Genomic DNA, 20,701 nt, shown 5'->3' with positions numbered 1-20,701 from the left:
AATAGGCTTATGAATATTTTACAGACTATTTTTAAAGACCATTATGAAGAAATTTTATATACCCTCCATCCCAGAAAAACTGAGATGGAAAATATCGATAAGATGCTCAACTGCGGCGACCCTTCCTTCGGCGGAGCCATGTATGGCTGCCCTCACTGCGGCAAACTGAAATTCGTTCCCTTCCGCTGTCATAGCCGCTTCTGTCCTACTTGCGGTAATAAATATGCCATGGAACGCACGACCTCTATGTCCTTGAAACTTATTGATGTCCCCCACCGCCATTGTGTCTTTACCATTGATGAACAGCTCCGGGACTTTTTCCTCAAGGACCGCTCACTCCTTGACTGTCTTTTCCATGCCGTAAACAGCGTTGTTTCCCGTATGTTCTTTAAGCAGAATAAATCCATGAACTTCACTCCCGGTTTCATCATGGTCCTTCATACTTTCGGCAGGGATCTCAAATGGAACCCTCATATCCATTGTCTTATTTCTGAGGGCGGTTACAGCGACAATGGTTTCTGGCGCAAGACCCATCATTTCAACTATACTTATCTGCGCAACGCTTTCCGCACCGTGCTCCTTAACGAATTGGAAGCTAAAATCGGCCCTTCTTTTAAAAAGGTAAAGGCACGCTGCTACCGGGAACACAAAGACGGCTTCTATGTCTATGCCAAGCCCAATACCTGTGACCCGAAAACTGCTATCAAGTATATCGGCCGTTATCTCGGCCGTCCGGTGATCGCAACTTCCCGCATTGACAACTATGATGGTGACTTTGTTACTTTCCATTACAATCGCCATGAAGATGATCAATATGTGGAAGAGACCATCCCGGTCATGGAGTTTATACAGCGTCTGATCCGCCATATCCCGGAAAAACATTTTAAGATGATCCGCTATGGCGGCATTTATGCAAGACACAGGGAGATTGACAAAAAACTCCGCAGAGTCATTTCCCGGGAAAAGCACCGCATTTACAGGAGTTTCAACCAGTGGCGTACCGCCATCCTTTCTTCCTTTGGTTATGACCCGTTAAAATGCGAATGCGGTACCACCATGCTATTTTTAGAACTTTATTTCAATCACAAACGCGTTTCTCTGGAAGAAATGTACGAGAAAGTCATGTCCCGTTCTCGTGGAAAGAGGTCCTCTGCATAACTTCCACAAATCTGATTCCTGTGGTATACTCCTCCTTAAAGGAGGGCTACATATATGGATCTAAGTACAGAGAAACTGCGAAAAAAATATATGGATAATCCGCCGGAAGGGATGACATCCGAGGACATTCGCCGTATGAGCGAGGATGATCTTCTGGATATGGATTATTTCTTAAATGAAGATGATCCATTTGACGATGGTTTTGGCGAAGAAGGTTTCTATATCTTCTGACCTTGCCAACGCCTTATCATCATACCCAAACGCATGTTTATCTAACATACGTTCGATGAACATGCGTTCTTTTTGGGCTGCTCCAGAAACGCAATTTCCTATAAAGTAAACATAGAGTTCCGCTTGCGGAACTCTCGCGCCGAGTGCGGTCGCGTCAGCGACAAATTTCTGCCTCGCACGAGTGCGCATCCCGCGGAGCGTTTTTATTTAACAGGGAACAAAGTTTCCTGTTAAATAAAAAGCCTTCCGGGGATATTTCCCCGGAAGGCGAATCCGCGTTACCACTTCCGTTTATCTGCCCCTCGCAGGACAGACCTCTGCGAGTGCCGGACGGCACCCTCCGCTGTAACGGGCGGAACCCATCATGAATTATCACGGTCATCCGTGTTCATCCATGCCGCTCTGAAGCCATCTTCCATCTTCCTTTCTCCATCCCTCTCAGCATCCGGGAATTCTCTGTAAGATTCCAGAACATGTACTCTCTTCTTCTACGCGTTTGCTTATGTAGTAAAAATGGTAGCATAGAAATTTTTGAAAGTCAAGATTTAACAATCCACTTCCCTTTTCGATTGGTTCCTACTCTTTCAATTACTCCCTTTTCTTTCATTTTTTTGATATAGTACTTCAACGTATTTTTATTTAAATTCAGTTTTTCAGCCATTTGTTTTTGAGAAAGAAACGGATTCTGTTCTATCAGTTCCATAATATTTTTTTCAGGATCATTTTCTTTAGACTGGGTGGTTTGGGTGACTGACTGGGTGGTTTGGGTGACTGACTGGGTGGTCTGTTCTTCTCTATTTCCCTCATCCAATGGTACAATAATTTTAAATATATCTCCTTCAATAAACTCGGGATCATTTCCAGAATAAAATTTACTATATTTAAATAAATTTCTTACACCAGAACCAAGCTGATCCGCATAACCAATATTTCTAAAAAAGGATGCGATAATTGGATTTTTGGGTATTGGTTCCATATTATCCGGTGTAATCACAATATTTTGAGAAGCACGATTGGCATTCTCCACATACATCCGTTCCTTTTCTATTACAAATTTTGCCTGATAAGAGCTTGTATATTCACGATGGATCAATGTTTACTCTGCGTAAAAGCGCATCTGTCACATAGGCCGGTACAATGTCTAAAATTACATCGTCTTTTCCAAGAAGCATAACCGCTGCCAGATTGAATCCCTGCTCACCAGTTACACGATCAATAGAATATAATCTCGCACTTTTCAACAATTCATCATCTGTCATACGGCTCCACGGATGTCCGCTTCCGTTACTCTGATTTTCTGCCATAATACGAAGTTTAGGAAGCATATCAATCCGCAAATCCTCTTTCTTTACATATGGGTATAGTTTTCGTTCCGTAAAAATCTCTTGTTTACGGATATACATTTGTGCAATTTGGGAAGTTGCAGTTACTTTCACATCCGCATCATCAATCCGGTCATAAATTATTTTCTTGTAACTATGAACCTCGGCACTTGGTAAAACATGAATATGAATAATTGTCTTGCCCTCATATTTCAGGACTTTGGGTGACAAATAAACTGTAGGTGTAAACAACGCCGGATTGCTGACACAGCTTATAAAGTTTCTGACCATATCAGCTGCCGCATTTTCCGGCACCCCTAAAACAGTTCCATCATCCAGTACGCCTAAAAAAATGTCTCCTCCAAAACGGTTCAGAAAAGAGCATACTGTTTCATATACATCGCTTTCAATACCATTCCCACAACGCTTGAATTCCACTGCGATGGTTTCTCCTATGTCCAGTATTTCCTTAATCGCTTTTGAATCCACAGCCTCGCCTCCTTATTCCGTCACTTTCCCTCCGTAGTACACCAGTCCTACAACGCCCGGTCCTGCGTGTGTGCCTATGCTTGGGCTGACATCGTTGATAACGACATCCTCAAATCCAAGATCGTTTACCATTTTCTTCACTGCGAGGGCATCCTCCATGCAGTCTCCGTGAAGGATTGCCACTTTGCGGTCTTTTCCGTAATGTTCCGGATCCAGCGACTTTTCCATGTTGGTGACAAGTGTTTTCAGCGCCTTCTTCCGCCCGCGGACAGTGCCGTCGGATTTCAGTTCTCCTGATGCCGTTATACGAAGAAGCGGCTTGATGTTGATCATGCTGCCGACAATCGCAGTCGTTTTGGAGACACGTCCTCCTCTTTGAAGATGGTGCAGATCATCCACGGTAAACCAGACATTGATATGGCTTCGTTCTTCATTCAGTACTGTCAGGACTTCCTGCATTGCTTTCCCCTGCTCCCTTAATTCTGCCGCCCGGTACACTGACAGACCTTCGCCGAGGGATGCATTCAGGGAGTCAAAGATCTCGATTTTCCTGTCCGGATACTCATCGAGCAGCTCCCTTGCCACCATGCGCACGTTGTTATAGCTGCCGCTCAATGCGCTGGAAAATGCGATGTGGAGAATATCTTTTTCTTCTTTTAAAACCGTCTCAAATTTTTCCCGGATGACTGCCGGATTGTTTGCCATGGATTTCGGAAGTTCTCCCTTTCTCATTGTCTCATAAAATTCATGCGGGGACATGTTTTTTTCGTCTCCGTAAACCTCATCTCCGAATGCGTAGTACTGCGGAATCACCGGGATTCCATATTTCTTCAAAACCTCTGCCGGCACATCCGAATTTGAATCTGTTGTAATCGTGTAGTCCATCGTTGTTCTGCCTCCTCATTTCATCTCTTTTCTCTAACTTTGTTTTCTCCGCTTGATCACTTTCAGCCTTGTAAATTCTTCTCTGTCTTTTTCTTCCAGTGCGTTGCTGATGCTTGATACAAGCTGTGTATACATCGGGATAGTGATGTTCTGCAGCGCATTGGCTCTCTTCTGCGTCTTTTTAATATTGGAAGCAAGCCGGTAAGCCGCATTCTCCACCATGGAAAGCTTCACCGTCAAATCTTTCACCTTCCGAAAAGCTTCCGCCGCCCGGTCCGCGGACTCTTTTGTCGCGCTGAACGCATAAGTCGGAACCGGTGTCTTCGGTGTATATTTCACATGCGGGATCTCCGTTCCCATGATACTTCTTGTCTGGATCACGATCGAATCTTCGATCGGAACCGTATATGCGATCTGGGAGATCGTATTGATCCCGTTTTCAATATTTGCCTTCTGAAGACATTGATACGCATAGGTAAATGTGCTGTCAATCTCCTCCTGAATGGTGCGGGCCTGATCGATCAGATCCATCAGTTCCCGGATCAGAATGTTTCTCTTTTTATCCATCAGTTCATATCCCTGCTTCGCAAGCGCAAGAGAATTCTTCGCAAGCATCAGGTTGCCTTTTGTCGGAAATGTCCGTGGATCCAACAGCCTCACCCCTTTACATTTCTTTATTTGCTACAGAGCCCGGACTCGCACTCGTGGTGACACCTTCATCCCGTTTTGTCGGATGATAGTATTTGTCCAGAATCTTCGTATTAACACGGTCCAGCTCCTCTCTCGGAAGCCGTCCAAGAAGCTCCCATCCAAGATCCAGTGTCTCCTCGATGGTACGGTTTTCCTCCGGACCCTGACCGATGTATTTCTCTTCAAATTCCTTTCCAAACGCAAGGTATTCTTTATCGATCGGGGAAAGTTCGTCCTCTCCGATAACCGATGCCAGATTTCTTGCGTCCCCCACTTTTGCGTAGGCGGAAAACAGCTGGTTTGCCAGATCCTGATGATCCTCCCTTGTGTAACCCTCTCCGATTCCGTCTTTCATCAGACGGGACAGGGACGGCAGGACGCTGATCGGCGGATAAATGGACTGACCGTTTAAGTTCCGGTCCAGTACTATCTGGCCTTCTGTAATATATCCGGTCAGGTCCGGGATCGGGTGGGTAATATCATCGTTCGGCATCGTCAGAATCGGAATCTGCGTTACCGAACCGCCTGCGCCCTCCACGATGCCTGCTCTCTCATAGATTGCAGCAAGTTCACTGTACAGATAACCCGGAAAGCCCTTCCGGCTTGGGATCTCTCCTTTGGAGGAGGACACCTCACGCATGGCCTCGGCAAAGGATGTCATATCCGTCAGGATGACAAGGATATGCATGTTCTGCTCAAAGGCCAGATACTCTGCAACCGTCAGCGCTACTTTCGGCGTAATCAGACGTTCCACCACCGGGTCGTTTGCCAGATTCAGGAACATGGCCACATGGTCTGCCACGCCGCTCTCCTCAAAAGTTCTGCGGAAAAAGTCCGCCACGTCGTGTTTGACTCCCATGGCCGCAAAGACAATGGCAAACTCTTCACCGGAATCCTCTCCCAGAGACGCCTGCTTGACGATCTGCGCTGCAAGCTGGTCATGCGGCAGTCCGTTTCCGGAGAAGATCGGCAGCTTCTGTCCTCGAATCAGCGTAGTCAGGCCATCGATTGCCGAAATCCCGGTACGAATATAGTTCCTCGGATATTCCCGTTTTACCGGGTTGAGCGGCAGTCCATTGACATCCCGCCTCACTCGCACGGCAATCGTTCCCAGATCATCGATCGGCTGTCCGATTCCGTTAAAGGTTCTTCCAAGCATCTCGCGGGACAGTCCGATCTCCATCGGATGCCCGGTGAGTCTGGTGTGGGTGTTGACAAGGGACATTCCCTCGGATCCTTCAAAGACCTGGATGACCGCCTTGTCCCCATAAAGCTCAATGATTCTTCCAATCCGCTTCTCGTTTCCTCCCACAATAAATTCTACAATTTCATCATAAAACGCATCCTGTACCCCTTCCAGTACAATGAGGGGACCGTTAATGCTGCTAAGCCCAAGATATTCGATTGGCATAACTGTTTCGTTCCCTCCTTTTATGCATTTTTCTCCAGCACACGCTGGTAGAAGGTATCAATGTCCCGCCGGTACTGCGCAAACAGTTCCAGCCGATCATTCGGCACATCGTACTTGATGGCAATGACACGTTCAAAAATATTTTCCGACTTCAAAACCGACATCGGATGCCCCATTGTCACAAGGGCCCGTGCCTGTTTGTACAGATATAAAATCGTATCCATCATCAGGAACTGCTTTTCCAGAGAGACGCACGTATCATCTTTGTGGAAAGCGTTCTGCTGCAGGAAGCCCAGACGGATGACTCTTGCAATTTCCAGAATCAACTTCTGGTCATCCGGCAGAACGTCACTTCCGATCAGCTTGACGATTTCCAGAAGGCTGCTCTCCTGATTCAGAAGGGCCATCAGCCGGTTCCGGTAATCTACAAACTTCGGAGAAACATTGTCCTGATACCAGTGGGACAGATCCTGCAAATATTCACTGTAACTGGAAAGCCAGTGGATGGCCGGGAAATGTCTGGAGTAGGCAAGGCTCTTGTCCAGTCCCCAGAAGCATCTCACAAACCGCTTCGTATTCTGTGTGACCGGCTCCGAGAAGTCACCGCCCTGAGGCGATACCGCCCCGATAATGCTGACTGATCCTCTCGTACCGTTTAAGTTCTGCATCATGCCCGCTCTCTCATAGAAAGCCGACAGCCTGGATGCAAGGTAAGCCGGGAATCCTTCTTCTGCCGGCATCTCCTCCAGACGTCCAGAAAGTTCACGAAGAGCCTCCGCCCATCTCGATGTGGAGTCCGCCATGATCGCCACATCATATCCCATGTCCCTGTAATACTCGGCCAGAGTAAGTCCCGTATAGATACTTGCCTCACGGGCCGCCACCGGCATGTTGGACGTATTGGCAATCAGCGTCGTCCGGTCCATCAGAGGGTTTCCGGTCCGCGGGTCTGTCAGTTCCCCAAACTCCTCCAGAACCTGGGTCATTTCATTTCCACGCTCTCCGCATCCGATATAGATAATAATGTCCGCATCGGACCATTTGGCAATCTGATGCTGGGTCATTGTTTTTCCGGTTCCGAATCCTCCCGGGATCGCAGCTGTTCCGCCTTTTGCTATCGGGAACATCGTATCGATGATCCGCTGTCCCGTCACAAGCGGTACCGATGCCGCAAACCGCTGGCTCACCGGGCGCGGTGTCCGGATCGGCCACTTCTGGGCCATCGGAATCTCCACCGTTTGTCCGTTTCCTGTATCCAGAGTCAGAAGCGGCTCTTCGATCGTGTACGGCCCGTCCTCCCGCACAGATACGACCGTACCGTGCAGATGCGGAGGAATCATACATTTATGGACAATAGCTCTTGTCTCCGGTACCTCCGCAAAAATATCGCCGCCGTTGACATAATCGCCTTTCTTCACAATAAAATGGGTGTCCCATTTCTTTTCACGGTCGAGGGAGTCGACCGAAATTCCTTTTGTAATAAAAGCTCCGCCCGTCTCTGATATTTTTTCCAGCGGACGCTCAATTCCGTCAAATATATTGTTCAGAATCCCGGGCGCCAGAGTCACCGACACTGCATTTCCGGAGGCGGTCACTTCTTCTCCCGGACGAAGACCCGATGACTCCTCGTACACCTGAATAGTTGTCCGGTCCTTATCGAGGGCAATGACTTCTCCGACCAGATGATCCCTTCCCACATAAACCATTTCGGACATTCCGAATCCGGTATTGCCTTTCAGATAGATGACAGGCCCGTTGATTCCATAGATTTTCCCAGTCTTAGACAACTCCATCACCTCCCAGGAATACAAATTCATCATACTCCGATCTCAGAGCGGTCCTGAAAGAATGATCAATCAGAATATTTCTGCCGCGGATGACTGCCCGGACTCCTCCGATGAAGTCTTCGTTGCTGATCGTCAGCATGGTGCCGGACTTTAATTCCAGCTCCTCTTTCATCTCCTGATCCGAAGGATTGATATAGATTGTCAATCCCTCATCGCCCGCAAATTCTACAGACTTCCGGATACAGCGCAGAAGAAAGTCCCGGTACTTCTCTGTTTTCATATAGGATGCCACCAGTTCCATGACCTCCCGGAACACCTTGTCCTTTAGTTCTTTCTGCACTCTTCCTTCCTGCCTCTTCAGATCCAGCTGTGCCTTTGCCATCGCCTGGTTTTTCTGCTGTCTGGCATTGACTGTCTCCGCTTTGATCCGGGTCTCCATCTGGCGCACGGCCTCCTGCTTATGATCCTCAAACACCTTGTCGAGGGCCGCGCGGTAACTCGTTATAATCTCATTTCCTTCTGCTCTGGCCGCCTCCATTGAGGAGGTCTGAATCTTCGCAATTTTCTCATCTAATGTCAAAAGGAATCCCTCCTTTTATAATTTCAGTCCGATTGCTTCGGTAATATAAGATGTGATAAAGTCTTTTCTCCGTCCGGTTCCGTGTCTGTCAGGAATCTCCACAAGCAGAGGCATTTTCCTCTCCAGACGGAATTCGTCGATGAGATCCGGAAATTCTTTCCCGAATTTCTCCGTCAGAAGGACAATCCCCACAGTCTTGTCCTTCAGAACATTCTGGAGCGCCTCATAGAGCTCCTCACGTTCGTGTACGACAACTCCGTCCACGCCTGCAAGGCGCATTCCTGTATACGTATCGACATTATCACTGATCAGAAACATCTTCATCTTATAACTGTCCCAGGATCATGAAGGAGATGATCAGCCCGTACAGGCAGACACCTTCTGCAAGTCCTACGAAAATCAGCGACTTACCAAGGACGCTGGAGTCCTCGCTGATCGCGCCAAGTGCCGCGCTCGCTGCACTTGCCACGGCGATACCGCCGCCGATACAGGATAAACCGGTAACCAGTGCGGCCGCGATATAGCCCATTCCCGTTGCTGTAGAGGCAGAGGCTGCCGCATCCGCCGCCTGTACATTCGGTCCTGCAAACATCATAATCGATGCCAGAACGAATGCTCCGAAGAAGAAAAATACATTCACTCCAATGGCACGTTTGTAACGCCCTTTGTTCTTCTCTCCGATCAGATAATATCCAAACGGAATGATAATACTTAAGATCAGTGCTGCAATTAGCGCTATTCTCGCTGCAAGAGTCATAATAAAGTCCTCCTTTATTTTTCCATTTTTCTGTTTTTGTTATATGGCTCAAACTTTCTTCCGCTTCCTTTATAGAACCGGCTGAACATCTCATAGTATTCCAGACGAAGTACCTGGATTCCGACTACAAGTCCTTCCATCAGACAGACAAACAGGTTTCCAAGCACGATCACCACCCAGTTTGTATGCCCGCCCTCTACTCCGGCAAGCATCAGTACGACCTCCATCATCGCCGCATGGCTGACGGCAAAGGCTCCGATACGCACGAAAGAAAGAGTGTTCGAAAAATAGCTCAGGAGCATCTCGAACAGTTCAAAAAATCCTTCTACCAGGAACATCACTGCTCCTTCTTTCATCTTCTCTTTCTTCTTCAGAAGCGTGTTTGTCAACGGCTCCTTAAAGAGAATCAGAAGAAGCGGCACTCCGAACATCACAAGAAGCACGATTCCTGCCGGTGTCTTGTGTCCGGTCATGAACAGAACCACAACCGCCACAATCGATCCGTAAAAGACAAGTCCGGCCACTCCGTTCTGATCAAACCATGCGCCCTGAACATCGTGTCCCCGGAACGCATTGATAATATGAAGTACCATCGCCACCAGAATCAGCAGCATTCCAAAGGCAATCGACACGATAAATACCGTATTGAGTTTCCCGACAAACGGGAGTGTCGTCATATGGTCGATGGGCCTAAGCCACAGAGGATCTATGATATCTTCAAATCCGAACACACTTCCAAACATGAAGCCGAAGATTGTTGAGAATACTCCTGCCGTAGCAATGATTCCCGCAAGCGGGAGTTTCTTAAAGTGGTAAATCAATGCTCCCACAATGACAAGCAGAAGTCCCTGGCCTACATCGCCGAACATCACTCCGAAGATGAAGGAATAGGTGATTCCCACAAAAAGGGTCGGGTCAATCTCATCGTGGGACGGCAGCCCGTACATACCGACGAACATCTCGAACGGCTTGAAAATCTTCGGGTTTTCCAGTTTTGTCGGCGGTTCTCCGAAGTAGCTGTCATGGTCGTCCTCCACGACAACAAAAACCTTGTCGTCCTGCTCCGCTTCCGCCATAAACTTTTTGACGTCCTCTTCTGCCATCCAGCCGCAGAGGATATAGTAATCTTCTTTTTTATCTTCCACCCTGGCCGCCATCTTACGGACGTCGAAATTGTGAGCAAGCTCTTCCAGCCTCTGCTTCGCCCACACAAGCTGCGGGGCTTTCTGTTCCAGCATCTTCGCCGCTTCTTTATCCAGGTCATCAATTTTCTTCTGGATTTCATACATTTCCTTCAGAAGCTTCTGGCTTGCTTCCTCCGGCGATCCTTCGTACTGCGCCGGAATCTCAATCCGCTCAAAATGAAGTGAACGGAATACCGCATCCGTCTTCTGGAGATCCGCAGGTGCGGCAAAATAAGCACCATAGACAGATGTCCCGTCCTGCGCTCCTTTTACAAAGACCGCATCCAGATCGTTCAGGAGATATTTCTCCAGCTTCTGGTACTGCTCCACCGGCATCTTGCCGAAACGGTAGGCAATATATTTATAATTCAGGATCTTTCCAAGATCACCGCCCATCGGCCGGAACGGCTCGATGACTTTCTGTCTGGCCGCAATCTCTTCTTTCTTCTTTTTCCACTGATCCTGCTGTGACTGCAGTTTTAAATATTCCTCATTTGTTGTCCGGATCAGTTCAAAAATATCATTGAGCCCCATTTTCGTATCCGGTAAGGTCTTATCCGGATCTTCCAAAAATCCCACAAACTGCACCGCTTTAAGAAGTGCATCCCTGTACGGATTCATTTCCACAAAGGGCCTTAAATTGTCCACTGTCTTCAGCTCAGAAAGCGCTGATTCCAGCTGGATTTCATATCGTGACAGATACAGATCCATCACACGGTCAATATCACTGCGCGGCCCTGAGATATTGACAAATTTCATTTTTACAATCATTTTTTCTGCCCTCCTGTATACTCCATGATCTCATCCGAGGATACACCATAGCGCACACATTCTATCACGGTCGTCAGCTTTTTGATCTCCTCCTCTTTCATAAAGAGGTAGGTATTGATCGACGCAATAGAGTACGGATTTCTCCTCCGGTCTGTCGTGTACAAATAATACAGATAATCCGCGTACATCTTTTCCACCGTCAGATTCTGGCCAAAATCATAGTGTCTTGCGTACGAGGTCTTCTGCACGGCATTCTGAAATTCCTCCAAAGTCGGCGCTTCCACCATCTCTTTGACCAGCCCGGTACTGATCTTGTACTGGATCGGAATCAGCAGCGCATAAATATCCGGCGGGGACAGGCTGAAATATTTCTTGGCCCGGTAAATCCACTGAATATTCAGCATATTGATCTGGGTCCCGTAATCTCTCGCAAAAAGCTCCAGCTCCTTGTCCTTCAGGATCTTCTTGTGATCCTTCCACATGGAAACAAAGTAATACAGATTCAGTGCCAGATCATAATCAAACAGTGTCGCCTTCCCTGAATCCCTCAGCTTCTTTAATGTCTCATAGTATTCCGTTCCCTTCAGGTTTTCAATCAGCTCATCTGTTGTTCTTACGTGGATCAGCTTTTCGATGGAAATCTGCGAATACCGGTCAAAAAATGCTTTCTTATGGTTCAGATCGAAAGGCTCCTGATAGTGGTTGATGACGATCCTCAGACAATAGTTGATCAGCTCCACTTCGTACCGCTTCAGATAAAGCTTTAAAAACTTTCTCTGCTCCAGTGTGCAGAAACGGTAAATCTTCGTGTAATCATGGTACAAGGACAGTTCCAGAAGCTTCTCGATGTTCCCCCTGTGTACAAGGGACGGCTCCAGATTCTCCAGGATTTCCCTGTATACAGTATTCTGAATCAGGTAAGAAACCACTTCCGGCACACTGCTCATGACCATGATCTCATCAAACTGCTCTTTTGTAAGGAGTTTGGCCTCCATTGCCCTTAGCTTCGTGACAATCCCACTGTAGGCAAGTAAATTTCCCATAAGCTACACCTCTGTGATCCGCTTTAAAATATCTTCTGCATACAATGTATGCTTCTCCTCATACTCCTTTTGAAGGGATGCGATGAGCTCCCGGCTTGTATTTTCCTGACCGGTAAGAAGGTTCTCCTTATCATGCTCAAGCCCCTCCTGAATCTTTTCGATCCGGGCTTTTGTCTCCTCCTCCATCCGAAGGTCAAATGCCTTTCTCTTCTCTTCGTATTCCCTGTCGAGTTTCTCTTTCTCAGCCTCTGCATGCGCTACAATCGCCGATGCAGTCTGCTCAATTTCCGTCAATTTGTTGATTACAGAGTCCATAGAAAGCCCCCTTTTTGTATAATTTGCAATTATCTCTTATCATACAACTTTTAAAATAAAATGCAATGGTTATTTCAAAAGTTTAACATTTGACCGCACTATTTCACATATAATATGACAAATTCTATCTGGAGCCTGAATTTATGAAATTTTCACTCCCAGTTTTCTCATGTTTTCGCAGAAAAAAAGTCCGGTTTGTCCTTCTGGCTGCGGTCAGCCTGGCTGCTGTCTCTCTGCTGATTTATTCCTTTCTTCCGCCCTCTTCGGACCCGGATTCTTTCTTTTCCAGAACGATCACCTCAAACAGCACGGATAAACAGTTTGAAGCATTTACAAAAACACTTTTCTTCCAGGAGGTGTCCGGCGATTCCATCAGCCTGCACTTTAATTTAAAGGATCCGGAAAGTTACGGGATTCTGGATGCGCCTGTCACCTTCGGTACCTTTGTATCCTCTCCCGAGAGTTCCGGAGCATCTCTGGAAAATACTCTGGCAGCACTTGACCGCTTTTCGCCAAAAAAGCTGTCCAAAGAAAATCAGCTCACCTGGCGGATTCTGGATTCTTATCTTGAGACCGCCCTTTCCTGTTCCGAATATCTTCTATATGAAGAGCCGTTAAGTCCGCTCACCGGAACCCAGTCCCAGCTTCCGGTTCTGCTCTCTGAATTTACTTTTGAGACGACAGAGGATATTGATACATACCTGTCACTTCTTTCTACCATGCCGGATTACTTTCAGTCTCTGATTGACTTCGAACAGGCCAAATCCGAGGCTGGCCTTTTCATGTCTGACGACAGAGCGGACGCCGTCATCCAGGAATGTCAGGACTTCGTCTCCATGGGAGAAGATCACTATCTTCTCTCCTCCTTTGAAGAACGCCTTGACGAGATGGGTACGCTATCGGACAGCGAGCGGATCCTGTACACAGCCAAAAACACAGATCTTCTGACTACTCAGGTTTTTCCGGCTTACCAGATTCTGATAGACGGCCTGACCGCCCTGAAAGGTTCCGGCACTTCCGACACGGGGCTTTGCAGTCTCCCGGACGGCAAAGAATGCTATGAAGCATTTCTGAAACAGGAAATCGGAACGGACCGTTCCGTCGAGGAACTTGAGCAGCTCGCCGCCTCCCGGATCATCTCTGATATGAAAGAGATGAAAGCGGCACTTCCCGCCTCCGGAATCGTGTCGGACGTTGTCCTTCAGGAATCCTCCCCGGAATCCATCCTCCTGGAACTGAAACAGAAAATGGAGACGTCCTTTCCTGACATCCCGGACGTTTCCTTTACCGTCAAGCAGGTGCCAACATCCACGCAGGAATATTTAAGCCCCGCCTTTTATCTCATCCCGCCCATCGACGACAGTACCCAAAATACGATTTACATCAACCCGCGACATGAAATGGAAGGCTTAAACCTTTTCACCACACTGGCCCATGAAGGCTATCCGGGCCACCTCTACCAGACGACCTATTTTCTTTCGCAGGATCCGGATCCGATCCGCACCGTCCTGAACTTTGGCGGATATGTGGAGGGATGGGCCACCTACACAGAAATGATGTCCTACTATCTGGCGCCGATCTCCAAAGAAGAGGCCGTTATCCAGCAGAAAAACGCTTCTATCATCCTCGGTCTCTATGCTCTGGCCGATATCGGAATCCATGAAAAAGGCTGGTCGGAAGAAGACACGCTTGCTTTCTTCTTCCAATACGGTATCGGTGACAAAGACAGCATTTCGGAAATCTATCAGCTGATTCTGGGGGATCCGGCCAACTACGCAAAATATTATTTCGGCTATCTGGAATTTCTGGAACTGAAAAAAGAGGCCATGACCCGCTGGGGCGAAAATTTTTCCCAGAAACGGTTTCATAAGTTTGTTCTGGATATCGGGCCGGCTCCTTTTGATCTGATCAGAGAAGAACTGGAAAAAACGGACGCATAGAAAAAAGAGAAGACAGCGGTCACACAGGGCATCTGCCCCGGACCGGTCTGTCTTCTCTTTCGTTTCATTTCTATTATTCTGCTACGAATACTTCTTTTCCCATACCGCAGATCGGGCATACCCAGTCTTCCGGAAGGTCTTCAAAAGCTGTTCCCGGTGCAATTCCGTTATCCGGATCACCTACTTCCGGGTCATATACATATCCGCATGGTTCGCAAACATATTTCTGCATTTTATATTCTCCTTTCTTCCTATGCAAATAGTAAGAATTACTATTTTTATTTATGACCAGTATAATCTATATTACAAAAAAAATCTATCCCTAAATTTGTTTTTTAATAAATTATTTACATTTTTCCGGCAAGCCATACACTCGCCGCAAGTCCGGCCGCCGTCGCAATCATCGCTCCGGCCAGTGTATATCTTGTCTTTTTCACCTTTGCAGTCATAAAATACACAGACATCGTATAAAAAATCGTCTCCGTACACGCCATGGAGATGGAGGCGATCCTCCCTATGTAAGAGTCTGTCCCGAATTCCTTGTAAATATCCGTCAAAAGTCCGGTAGCCGCCGACGAGGAAAACATTTTGACGACAGAAAGAGGTACCAGCTCTCCCGGGAATCCGATTTTCTCCGTCCACTGTCCCAGAATTCCGGACAGAAACTCCAGAAAACCTGAGGCCCGGAGTACTCCCACTGCCACCATCAGCCCTACGAGTGTCGGCATGATCTTCAACACCGTATAAAACCCATCCTTCGCCCCTTTGATAAATGTCTCGTAAACCTGTACCCGTTCCAGAATTCCGGAGACAACAATCGTAAAAATCAGAAAAGGGACGATGTACTGAGACAGAAATAAAACAAACTGCATATTCTGTGCTCCTTCGCATATCGTCCCTTAATTATACGCACACTGTTCCGTTTTATGATTCCGCTTCCCGGTTTTGCTCCAGTCCCTTCATGATTTTAAAGTACATGACCAGAAGCAGGCTTCCCGCAAGAATCCATGCCATCGGACTGGCAAGGCAGGCGCCCACGTAACTTCTGTGACGTGAGGCAATCATTGCCACCACACCTCTTCCGATCAATTCGGCAATTCCCGCAGTCATCGGGAGGAATCCGTATCCCATTCCCTGAATTCCGTTGCGGTACAGGTTCACCACAGTCAGCGGGATGAAGAATACAGACACACAGATCAGATACGTCCGGACTCCGCCGATTACCTGCGGTACATCCGCAGCTTCTACAAAGAGATACGTAAGATAATGTCCGCCCAGGACCATCAGCACCGCAACCACAACCGAATAGACGGAACCGATGATGGTTGCCGAGCGGAATCCCCGCCGGATTCTTTTGATATCTCCCGCTCCCATATTCTGGGCACAATAGGTCGCCATGGCCGTTCCAAGAGCCACATAGGCCTGAGTTACAATCTGCTCGATCTTGCTGGCTGCCGTAAAGGCCGCAACGGAGATGGAGCCGAGCAGATTCAGCGCGGACTGCACCATCATTGTCCCGATAGCAGTAATCGAATACTGAAGCGCCATCGGAAATCCGATCCGCATCTGTGTCCTCAAAAGATCTCCTTCCACTTTCCAGTCTTCTTTGTGGAGATGCAGATGCGGCACCGCCTTCCAGATGTAAATCAGACATGCCGCCCCCGACACGCCCTGAGAAATGACAGTCGCATAAGCCGCCCCTGCCGGTCCCATGCCAAAACAGATGATGAACACCAGATCCAGCACGACGTTCAGAAGCGCCGCCAGAATCAGAAAATAAAGCGGTGTCCGGCTGTTGCCGAGTGCTCTTAAAATACTGGAAAGCAGATTATAAAGTACCTGGGCAAAAATCCCGGCACAGATAATGACAATATATTCGTACGCATAGTCAAAAATGTCTTCCGGCGTATTCAGAAGTCTCAACAGGTCTTTCATAAAGATCACGCTGGCCGCTGTCATCACCACGGAGACAATCAACGACAGAATCGCGGCAGACGCCACTGTTTTCCTCATTGCATTCATATCGCCTGCACCGAATTTCTGCGCCGTCAACACGGTAAACCCGGCAGTCAGCCCGATCAGAAATCCGATAATCAGGAAATTGATCGTCCCTGTCGCCCCGACTCCTGCAAGTGCCTTTGTCCCGACAAATTTCCCGACAACCACGGCATCCACCATATTATAAAACTGCTGGAACACATTTCCTATAAAAACCGGCATCGTAAACCGGACAATCAGCTTTCCGGGACTTCCCTTTGTCATATTGTTTTCCATAGCTGTTCTCCCTTCTCGCATTCCTTTTTTTACTCATATTTTTCCATTCTACCGCTCCGCATGTAATCGCGCAATCCCCTTTTTTATTTACAATTCTTTTTTCTCATGCTACACTCAAGAAAAACCGCTCAGGGGAGGGGATTATATGGACCAGATACAGACTTTTTCAGAATTTAACAGTAATCTTTTTCAGGAAATTTATATGCTTTTCTGCGGAATGCAGGATTGCCCGCCCCTTTATTCCTATGGACCTGCTGTCCGGGACTCCTACATATTTCATATATGCACAAAAGGAAAGGGAACTTTTTATTCCGGAGAAAACAGTTATTCCATCGAAACGGGGCAGGGCTTTTTGATTCGGCCTGACAGGCTCACCTTCTATCAGGCCGATGAGACGGATCCGTGGAGTTATGTCTGGGTTTCCGTTGCCGGCACCGACATTGCCCGCTACTTCGAGCTGATCGGAATCACGCCGGACCACCCGGTCTTTACCTGCCCGGACCCGGAGAAGGCAAAGAGCTATGTCCTGGATATGATCGCCCACCATAAGATGAGCTTCCAGAATGAAATTTATATTCAAGGGGTTCTGCTGCAGTTTCTGGCCCTCCTGATCGAAGGCTCCGGCTACAAAAGCAAAAGCAGTAAAAAGGTTGCAGACGTCTATGTCAGCCAGGCCATTTCCTATATATATAAGAACTATCAGAACCCGGTATCCGTTCAAGAAATCGCAGACTTTCTATCCCTCAACCGGAGTTATCTGACGGAACTGTTCTTAAAGACTGTACACCTGTCTCCACAGCAGTTTCTCGTCAAATACCGCATGACTAAGGCGTGTGAACTCCTGGAAAATACCAGTCTCCCCATTGAACACATTGCCTATTCCTGCGGATACTCCAGCACCTTTTCTTTCTCCAAGGCATTCCGGAAGGTCAATGGAACAAGCCCTTCCCGGTACCGCCAGGATAAGAAAACGAATCCTTATTCGATGGAGCTTAAGAGATACAGCCGGGACTGATAGTCCCCGTTCTTTCCGTTGTACTTCTCTTTATTCTCCCCGGAGGAGGCATCGGACACATTCAGGCCGTACCAGAGAAGTTCATCTCCGTAGAGATCTTCCTCGTATTTTCCTGGCTCCATCCCGGCGACATGATACTTCCGGTCCGGATCCAGCCCCTGAAGCCTGACTTTTTTATACGGTCCGTTCACAGACTGCAGGACCTTGTAATATCCGACAATCGCCCGGGTTTTATCTTCTGATACGACCATCCACGCCGTCTCATTTCCCTCAAACGGACTTAACAGCCGGTAAAAAGTGCCGTACTGAATCAGGTGACGGTACTGTTTCATAAACGTAATCTGTGCTTTGACCTCTTCTTTTTCTTCTTCTGTCAGCCTGTTCGGATCCAGCTCATACCCAAAAGTTCCAAAATACGCCACATTCGCACGTGTTTCCAGAGACGTGTTTCGAAGCAGCTGATGATTCGGCACCGCAGACACATGGGCTCCCATGCTGCTGACCGGATAGACAAAAGAGGTTCCGTACTGGATTTTGCATCGCTCTACCGCATCCGTATCATCAGATGTCCAACACTGCGGCGCATAGTAAAGAAGTCCCGGATCAAATCTCGCCCCGCCGCTTGCGCAGGACTCAAACAGGATTTCCGGAAATTCCTTCGTCAGCATATCGTAAAGCCGGTACACACCCAGTATGTACTTGTGCATGACTTTTCCCTGATCCTTTGCACCGGCACCCGCCGAATACACTTCAGACATACTCCGGTTCATATCCCATTTAATATAGGAAATCGGAGCTTCTGTCAGAACCTTTTTCATCTGTTCAAAGATCGCGTTCACAACTTCTTCTCTGGAAAAATCAAGGACATACTGATTACGTCCCACCGACACCTTTCTTCCCGGCACTGACAAAATCCAGTCTGGATGCTCCCTGTAAAGTCGGCTTTCTTTATTCGTCATTTCCGGCTCAAACCAGAGTCCGAATTTCAGTCCCATTTCCTCTACCCTTCTGGCCACTCCCGTAATGCCGTCCGGCAGTTTTTCCAGATTCGGATACCAGTCGCCCAGAGAAGAGGTGTCGTCATTACGCTTTCCAAACCATCCGTCATCCAGCACAAACAGTTCCACTCCAAGCTCTTTTGCTGTTTTTACAATTTCAAGAATCTTGTCCTCGTCAAAATCAAAATAGGTTGCTTCCCAGTTGTTGATGAGAACCGGTCTTTCCCGGTCTCTCCAGAATCCTCTTGCAAGGCGGCTCCGGTAAAGCGTATGATATGCCTGGCTCATACCATTCAGTCCGTGATCCGAATATACCATCACAGCCTCCGGAGTCTGGAAGGTCTCTCCCGGTCTCAGATTCCAGGAAAAAGTATCCGGATGAATTCCCATCGTCACTCTTGTTGTGTCATACGTGTCGACATCCGCCTGCGCAAGGAAATTTCCGCTGTAGACCAGGCTGAACCCATAGACTTCTCCATTTCCCTCTGTCGTCTCCTCCCGCTTCAAAGCCAGAAACGGATTATAATTGTGGCTGCTGCATCCACGCAGACTGTATACTGCCTGCACTCCATGCTCCAGCTTTCTCTCCTTGACCGAACGTTCCCTTGCCCATGCTCCGGTCAGCTCGATCATCTCAAAATCCATATCCGGAAGATCAACACTCATACTCATTGCCCGGTCCAGAACAATTTCCTGATCTCCCTTCTGCGTAATCTTCGCACTACGTGCAACTGCCGGAACATTCGCAAAGATTGTATAATATAAAGTAATTTCCGTACCGGATACCTGATCTTCCAGATACAGTTCGAGTGTATCCGCTTCCTCTTCTTTCTCTACATAGGTTGCCGGCAGTCCGGAAAGCTCCGGTTTTCCCTGATAAATGCTGTGTCCTTTGTAAAGGAACTCGGATATCCGGCTGCCGTTTTCCTGAAGAATCTCAAGAGCCGGATATCTCATATCCCCTGATCCGTACACCGGGTATTCCTGCTTGATGTGCTCCATGGAAAATTCCAGTTTTCCTTCAAACGGACATACAGACATCGGTCTTGCACGGAAATTCAGCATATGCGCAAAACTCTCCCTGTCCCGTAATTTCTTTCCAAAATAAGTATGTCCGATCTGTCCATTCTCCAGTACATTCAAAATATAGCTGATGTTCTGATTATACAGATGAAATTCCATCGATGATTTGTGAAAACAAACCGCCATCTCTGCTCCTCCTTTTTCCCCTGATCTTGCGATCCGTAATCTTCTCGTTTTTACTACAACTAATTATAATCATTTCACACTTTTATGCCAGTTCAAGATGTCAGGTAAATATGTCCAAATGTCAGGTAAATGATTATGTACTAAAAATGTTTCCACCGTAACAAGAAAGAGGAAGACAGCATCAAACCTGATGTCGCCCTCCTCTTTGGAAGTCTCCTCATCTTAACTTGTCCTTGTCTCCCGGCTTTCCAGCGTTCTCTACCGCTGGAACCAGACATCTGCTCCTGTAACCGTATGAATCCTCTGTCCGTACGGTTATTTTTCTTTTTTGACTCTTGAAACCGTATACTTTCTTTGTCTCATACGGTTACTTTTTCCTTTCTTAGCATTTAATCCGTACACTTTTCTTGTTCCGTACGGTTACTTTTCTTTTTTCGGGCATTTAATCCGTACAAATGTCTTATTCTCTACCGCTGCTTTTTACCCTTTTAAAGATGTAACCGTACAGATGTCTTTAAAATGAGCCCTATAAAGAGGACACGGGTAAAATCCTTTTTGTACGTATTTTGAGATTTAATCCTATATTGTGGACACAGATTTGACTGCTGTTATTATGTTGATAGCTTTGAAAACCCAACTGTG

20 protein-coding genes and 1 other annotated feature are annotated in these 20,701 nt (G+C 47.4%); of the genes, 4 read left to right on the top strand and 16 right to left on the bottom strand.

Features of this window, described 5'->3' with window-relative positions; translation table 11 throughout:
- Positions 1–9: 9 nt before the first annotated feature.
- Both B5E64_RS13715 and B5E64_RS18205 read left to right on the top strand, forming a co-directional pair.
- Positions 10–1,158: a transposase gene (locus B5E64_RS13715; protein WP_087169031.1), complete on the top strand. Its 1,149-nt coding sequence runs from the start codon at positions 10–12 to the stop codon at positions 1,156–1,158.
- A 54-nt stretch (positions 1,159–1,212) separates the two neighbouring features.
- Positions 1,213–1,389 carry a hypothetical protein gene (locus B5E64_RS18205; protein ID WP_204247070.1) on the top strand — a complete coding sequence of 59 codons (177 nt, stop codon included), beginning with the start codon at positions 1,213–1,215 and terminating at the stop codon, positions 1,387–1,389.
- 260 nt (positions 1,390–1,649) lie between these two features.
- Positions 1,650–1,889 (bottom strand) — a binding site (T-box leader).
- 38 nt (positions 1,890–1,927) lie between these two features.
- Here the strand turns inward: B5E64_RS18205 and B5E64_RS18485 are convergent.
- The 12 genes from B5E64_RS18485 to B5E64_RS13660 are packed head-to-tail and all read right to left on the bottom strand — an operon-like array spanning position 1,928 to position 12,623.
- Positions 1,928–2,482, bottom strand: a complete 555-nt coding sequence (locus tag B5E64_RS18485; protein WP_242960220.1) for a winged helix-turn-helix transcriptional regulator — start codon at positions 2,480–2,482, stop codon at positions 1,928–1,930.
- Positions 2,469–3,200 (bottom strand): RNA-binding domain-containing protein, encoded by a 732-nt coding sequence (locus B5E64_RS18480; protein ID WP_242960218.1) that lies wholly within the window; start codon positions 3,198–3,200, stop codon positions 2,469–2,471. The genes B5E64_RS18485 and B5E64_RS18480 overlap by 14 nt, the downstream gene beginning before the upstream one ends.
- Positions 3,201–3,212: 12 nt before the next feature.
- Complete coding sequence (locus B5E64_RS13705) at positions 3,213–4,085, bottom strand: DegV family protein (protein WP_087169030.1); 873 nt, start codon at positions 4,083–4,085, stop codon at positions 3,213–3,215.
- A 33-nt stretch (positions 4,086–4,118) separates the two neighbouring features.
- Positions 4,119–4,736 (bottom strand): V-type ATP synthase subunit D, encoded by a 618-nt coding sequence (locus B5E64_RS13700; RefSeq protein WP_087169029.1) that lies wholly within the window; start codon positions 4,734–4,736, stop codon positions 4,119–4,121.
- Between the two features lie 13 nt (positions 4,737–4,749).
- Positions 4,750–6,186 carry a V-type ATP synthase subunit B gene (locus B5E64_RS13695; protein WP_087169028.1) on the bottom strand — a complete coding sequence of 479 codons (1,437 nt, stop codon included), beginning with the start codon at positions 6,184–6,186 and terminating at the stop codon, positions 4,750–4,752.
- Between the two features lie 20 nt (positions 6,187–6,206).
- Entirely contained in the window at positions 6,207–7,973 is a 1,767-nt protein-coding gene (locus B5E64_RS13690; protein WP_087169027.1) for a V-type ATP synthase subunit A, read from the bottom strand.
- On the bottom strand, positions 7,966–8,553 hold the full coding sequence (locus B5E64_RS13685) for a V-type ATP synthase subunit E (RefSeq protein WP_242959050.1): 588 nt from the start codon (positions 8,551–8,553) through the stop codon (positions 7,966–7,968). The genes B5E64_RS13690 and B5E64_RS13685 overlap by 8 nt, the downstream gene beginning before the upstream one ends.
- A gap of 15 nt (positions 8,554–8,568) precedes the next feature.
- Complete coding sequence (locus B5E64_RS13680) at positions 8,569–8,877, bottom strand: V-type ATP synthase subunit F (RefSeq protein WP_087169026.1); 309 nt, start codon at positions 8,875–8,877, stop codon at positions 8,569–8,571.
- A gap of 1 nt (position 8,878) precedes the next feature.
- Positions 8,879–9,310: an ATP synthase subunit C gene (locus B5E64_RS13675; RefSeq protein ID WP_087169025.1), complete on the bottom strand. Its 432-nt coding sequence runs from the start codon at positions 9,308–9,310 to the stop codon at positions 8,879–8,881.
- 14 nt (positions 9,311–9,324) lie between these two features.
- Positions 9,325–11,265: a V-type ATPase 116kDa subunit family protein gene (locus B5E64_RS13670; RefSeq protein ID WP_087169024.1), complete on the bottom strand. Its 1,941-nt coding sequence runs from the start codon at positions 11,263–11,265 to the stop codon at positions 9,325–9,327.
- Positions 11,262–12,308 carry a V-type ATPase subunit gene (locus B5E64_RS13665; protein ID WP_087169023.1) on the bottom strand — a complete coding sequence of 349 codons (1,047 nt, stop codon included), beginning with the start codon at positions 12,306–12,308 and terminating at the stop codon, positions 11,262–11,264. The genes B5E64_RS13670 and B5E64_RS13665 overlap by 4 nt, the downstream gene beginning before the upstream one ends.
- Before the next feature lie 3 nt (positions 12,309–12,311).
- A complete protein-coding gene (locus B5E64_RS13660) occupies positions 12,312–12,623 on the bottom strand; it encodes a hypothetical protein (protein ID WP_087169022.1) in 312 nt (103 codons plus the stop codon).
- A 143-nt stretch (positions 12,624–12,766) separates the two neighbouring features.
- On the opposite strand from B5E64_RS13660, the gene B5E64_RS13655 reads away from it, so the two are divergent.
- The gene (locus tag B5E64_RS13655) at positions 12,767–14,563 is read left to right on the top strand and encodes a DUF885 domain-containing protein (RefSeq protein WP_087169021.1); all 1,797 of its coding nucleotides are present in this window, start codon (positions 12,767–12,769) and stop codon (positions 14,561–14,563) included.
- 73 nt (positions 14,564–14,636) lie between these two features.
- Here B5E64_RS13655 and rd read toward each other — a convergent pair whose 3' ends face one another.
- The 3 genes from rd to B5E64_RS13640 form a co-directional block, all read right to left on the bottom strand.
- Positions 14,637–14,795, bottom strand: coding sequence for a rubredoxin (rd, locus tag B5E64_RS13650; RefSeq protein ID WP_024733984.1), 159 nt, complete (start codon positions 14,793–14,795; stop codon positions 14,637–14,639).
- A gap of 115 nt (positions 14,796–14,910) precedes the next feature.
- Positions 14,911–15,435: a nucleoside recognition domain-containing protein gene (locus B5E64_RS13645; RefSeq protein ID WP_087169020.1), complete on the bottom strand. Its 525-nt coding sequence runs from the start codon at positions 15,433–15,435 to the stop codon at positions 14,911–14,913.
- A 52-nt stretch (positions 15,436–15,487) separates the two neighbouring features.
- Complete coding sequence (locus tag B5E64_RS13640) at positions 15,488–16,837, bottom strand: MATE family efflux transporter (RefSeq protein ID WP_087169019.1); 1,350 nt, start codon at positions 16,835–16,837, stop codon at positions 15,488–15,490.
- Between the two features lie 145 nt (positions 16,838–16,982).
- Between B5E64_RS13640 and B5E64_RS13635 the strand changes: the two genes are divergently transcribed.
- A complete protein-coding gene (locus B5E64_RS13635; protein ID WP_242960217.1) occupies positions 16,983–17,852 on the top strand; it encodes an AraC family transcriptional regulator in 870 nt (289 codons plus the stop codon).
- Here the strand turns inward: B5E64_RS13635 and B5E64_RS13630 are convergent.
- Positions 17,816–20,059 carry an alpha-galactosidase gene (locus B5E64_RS13630; RefSeq protein ID WP_087169018.1) on the bottom strand — a complete coding sequence of 748 codons (2,244 nt, stop codon included), beginning with the start codon at positions 20,057–20,059 and terminating at the stop codon, positions 17,816–17,818. The genes B5E64_RS13635 and B5E64_RS13630 overlap by 37 nt on opposite strands.
- Between the last annotated feature and the right edge of the window lie 642 nt (positions 20,060–20,701).

The sequence above is a fragment of the Drancourtella sp. An12 genome, from assembly GCF_002160935.1.
GTDB classification, from domain to species: domain Bacteria; phylum Bacillota; class Clostridia; order Lachnospirales; family Lachnospiraceae; genus Sellimonas; species Sellimonas catena.
The sequence above is the reverse complement of the archived record's forward strand: the minus strand, read 5'-3'. Positions and strand labels throughout refer to the sequence as shown.

What these genes read in the sequence shown, in the direction of transcription:
- B5E64_RS13670 (WP_087169024.1), bottom strand. Translation starts at nt 11,265, where the DNA reads ATGATTGTAAAAATGAAATTTGTCAATATCTCAGGGCCGCGCAGTGAT.
- B5E64_RS13665 (WP_087169023.1), bottom strand. Translation starts at nt 12,308, where the DNA reads ATGGGAAATTTACTTGCCTACAGTGGGATTGTCACGAAGCTAAGGGCA.
- B5E64_RS13680 (WP_087169026.1), bottom strand. Translation starts at nt 8,877, where the DNA reads ATGAAGATGTTTCTGATCAGTGATAATGTCGATACGTATACAGGAATG.
- B5E64_RS13660 (WP_087169022.1), bottom strand. Translation starts at nt 12,623, where the DNA reads ATGGACTCTGTAATCAACAAATTGACGGAAATTGAGCAGACTGCATCG.
- B5E64_RS13630 (WP_087169018.1), bottom strand. Translation starts at nt 20,059, where the DNA reads ATGGCGGTTTGTTTTCACAAATCATCGATGGAATTTCATCTGTATAAT.
- B5E64_RS13705 (WP_087169030.1), bottom strand. Translation starts at nt 4,085, where the DNA reads ATGGACTACACGATTACAACAGATTCAAATTCGGATGTGCCGGCAGAG.
- B5E64_RS18205 (WP_204247070.1), top strand. Translation starts at nt 1,213, where the DNA reads ATGGATCTAAGTACAGAGAAACTGCGAAAAAAATATATGGATAATCCG.
- rd (WP_024733984.1), bottom strand. Translation starts at nt 14,795, where the DNA reads ATGCAGAAATATGTTTGCGAACCATGCGGATATGTATATGACCCGGAA.
- B5E64_RS13715 (WP_087169031.1), top strand. Translation starts at nt 10, where the DNA reads ATGAATATTTTACAGACTATTTTTAAAGACCATTATGAAGAAATTTTA.
- B5E64_RS13635 (WP_242960217.1), top strand. Translation starts at nt 16,983, where the DNA reads ATGGACCAGATACAGACTTTTTCAGAATTTAACAGTAATCTTTTTCAG.
- B5E64_RS13675 (WP_087169025.1), bottom strand. Translation starts at nt 9,310, where the DNA reads ATGACTCTTGCAGCGAGAATAGCGCTAATTGCAGCACTGATCTTAAGT.
- B5E64_RS13695 (WP_087169028.1), bottom strand. Translation starts at nt 6,186, where the DNA reads ATGCCAATCGAATATCTTGGGCTTAGCAGCATTAACGGTCCCCTCATT.
- B5E64_RS13645 (WP_087169020.1), bottom strand. Translation starts at nt 15,435, where the DNA reads ATGCAGTTTGTTTTATTTCTGTCTCAGTACATCGTCCCTTTTCTGATT.
- B5E64_RS13640 (WP_087169019.1), bottom strand. Translation starts at nt 16,837, where the DNA reads ATGGAAAACAATATGACAAAGGGAAGTCCCGGAAAGCTGATTGTCCGG.
- B5E64_RS13655 (WP_087169021.1), top strand. Translation starts at nt 12,767, where the DNA reads ATGAAATTTTCACTCCCAGTTTTCTCATGTTTTCGCAGAAAAAAAGTC.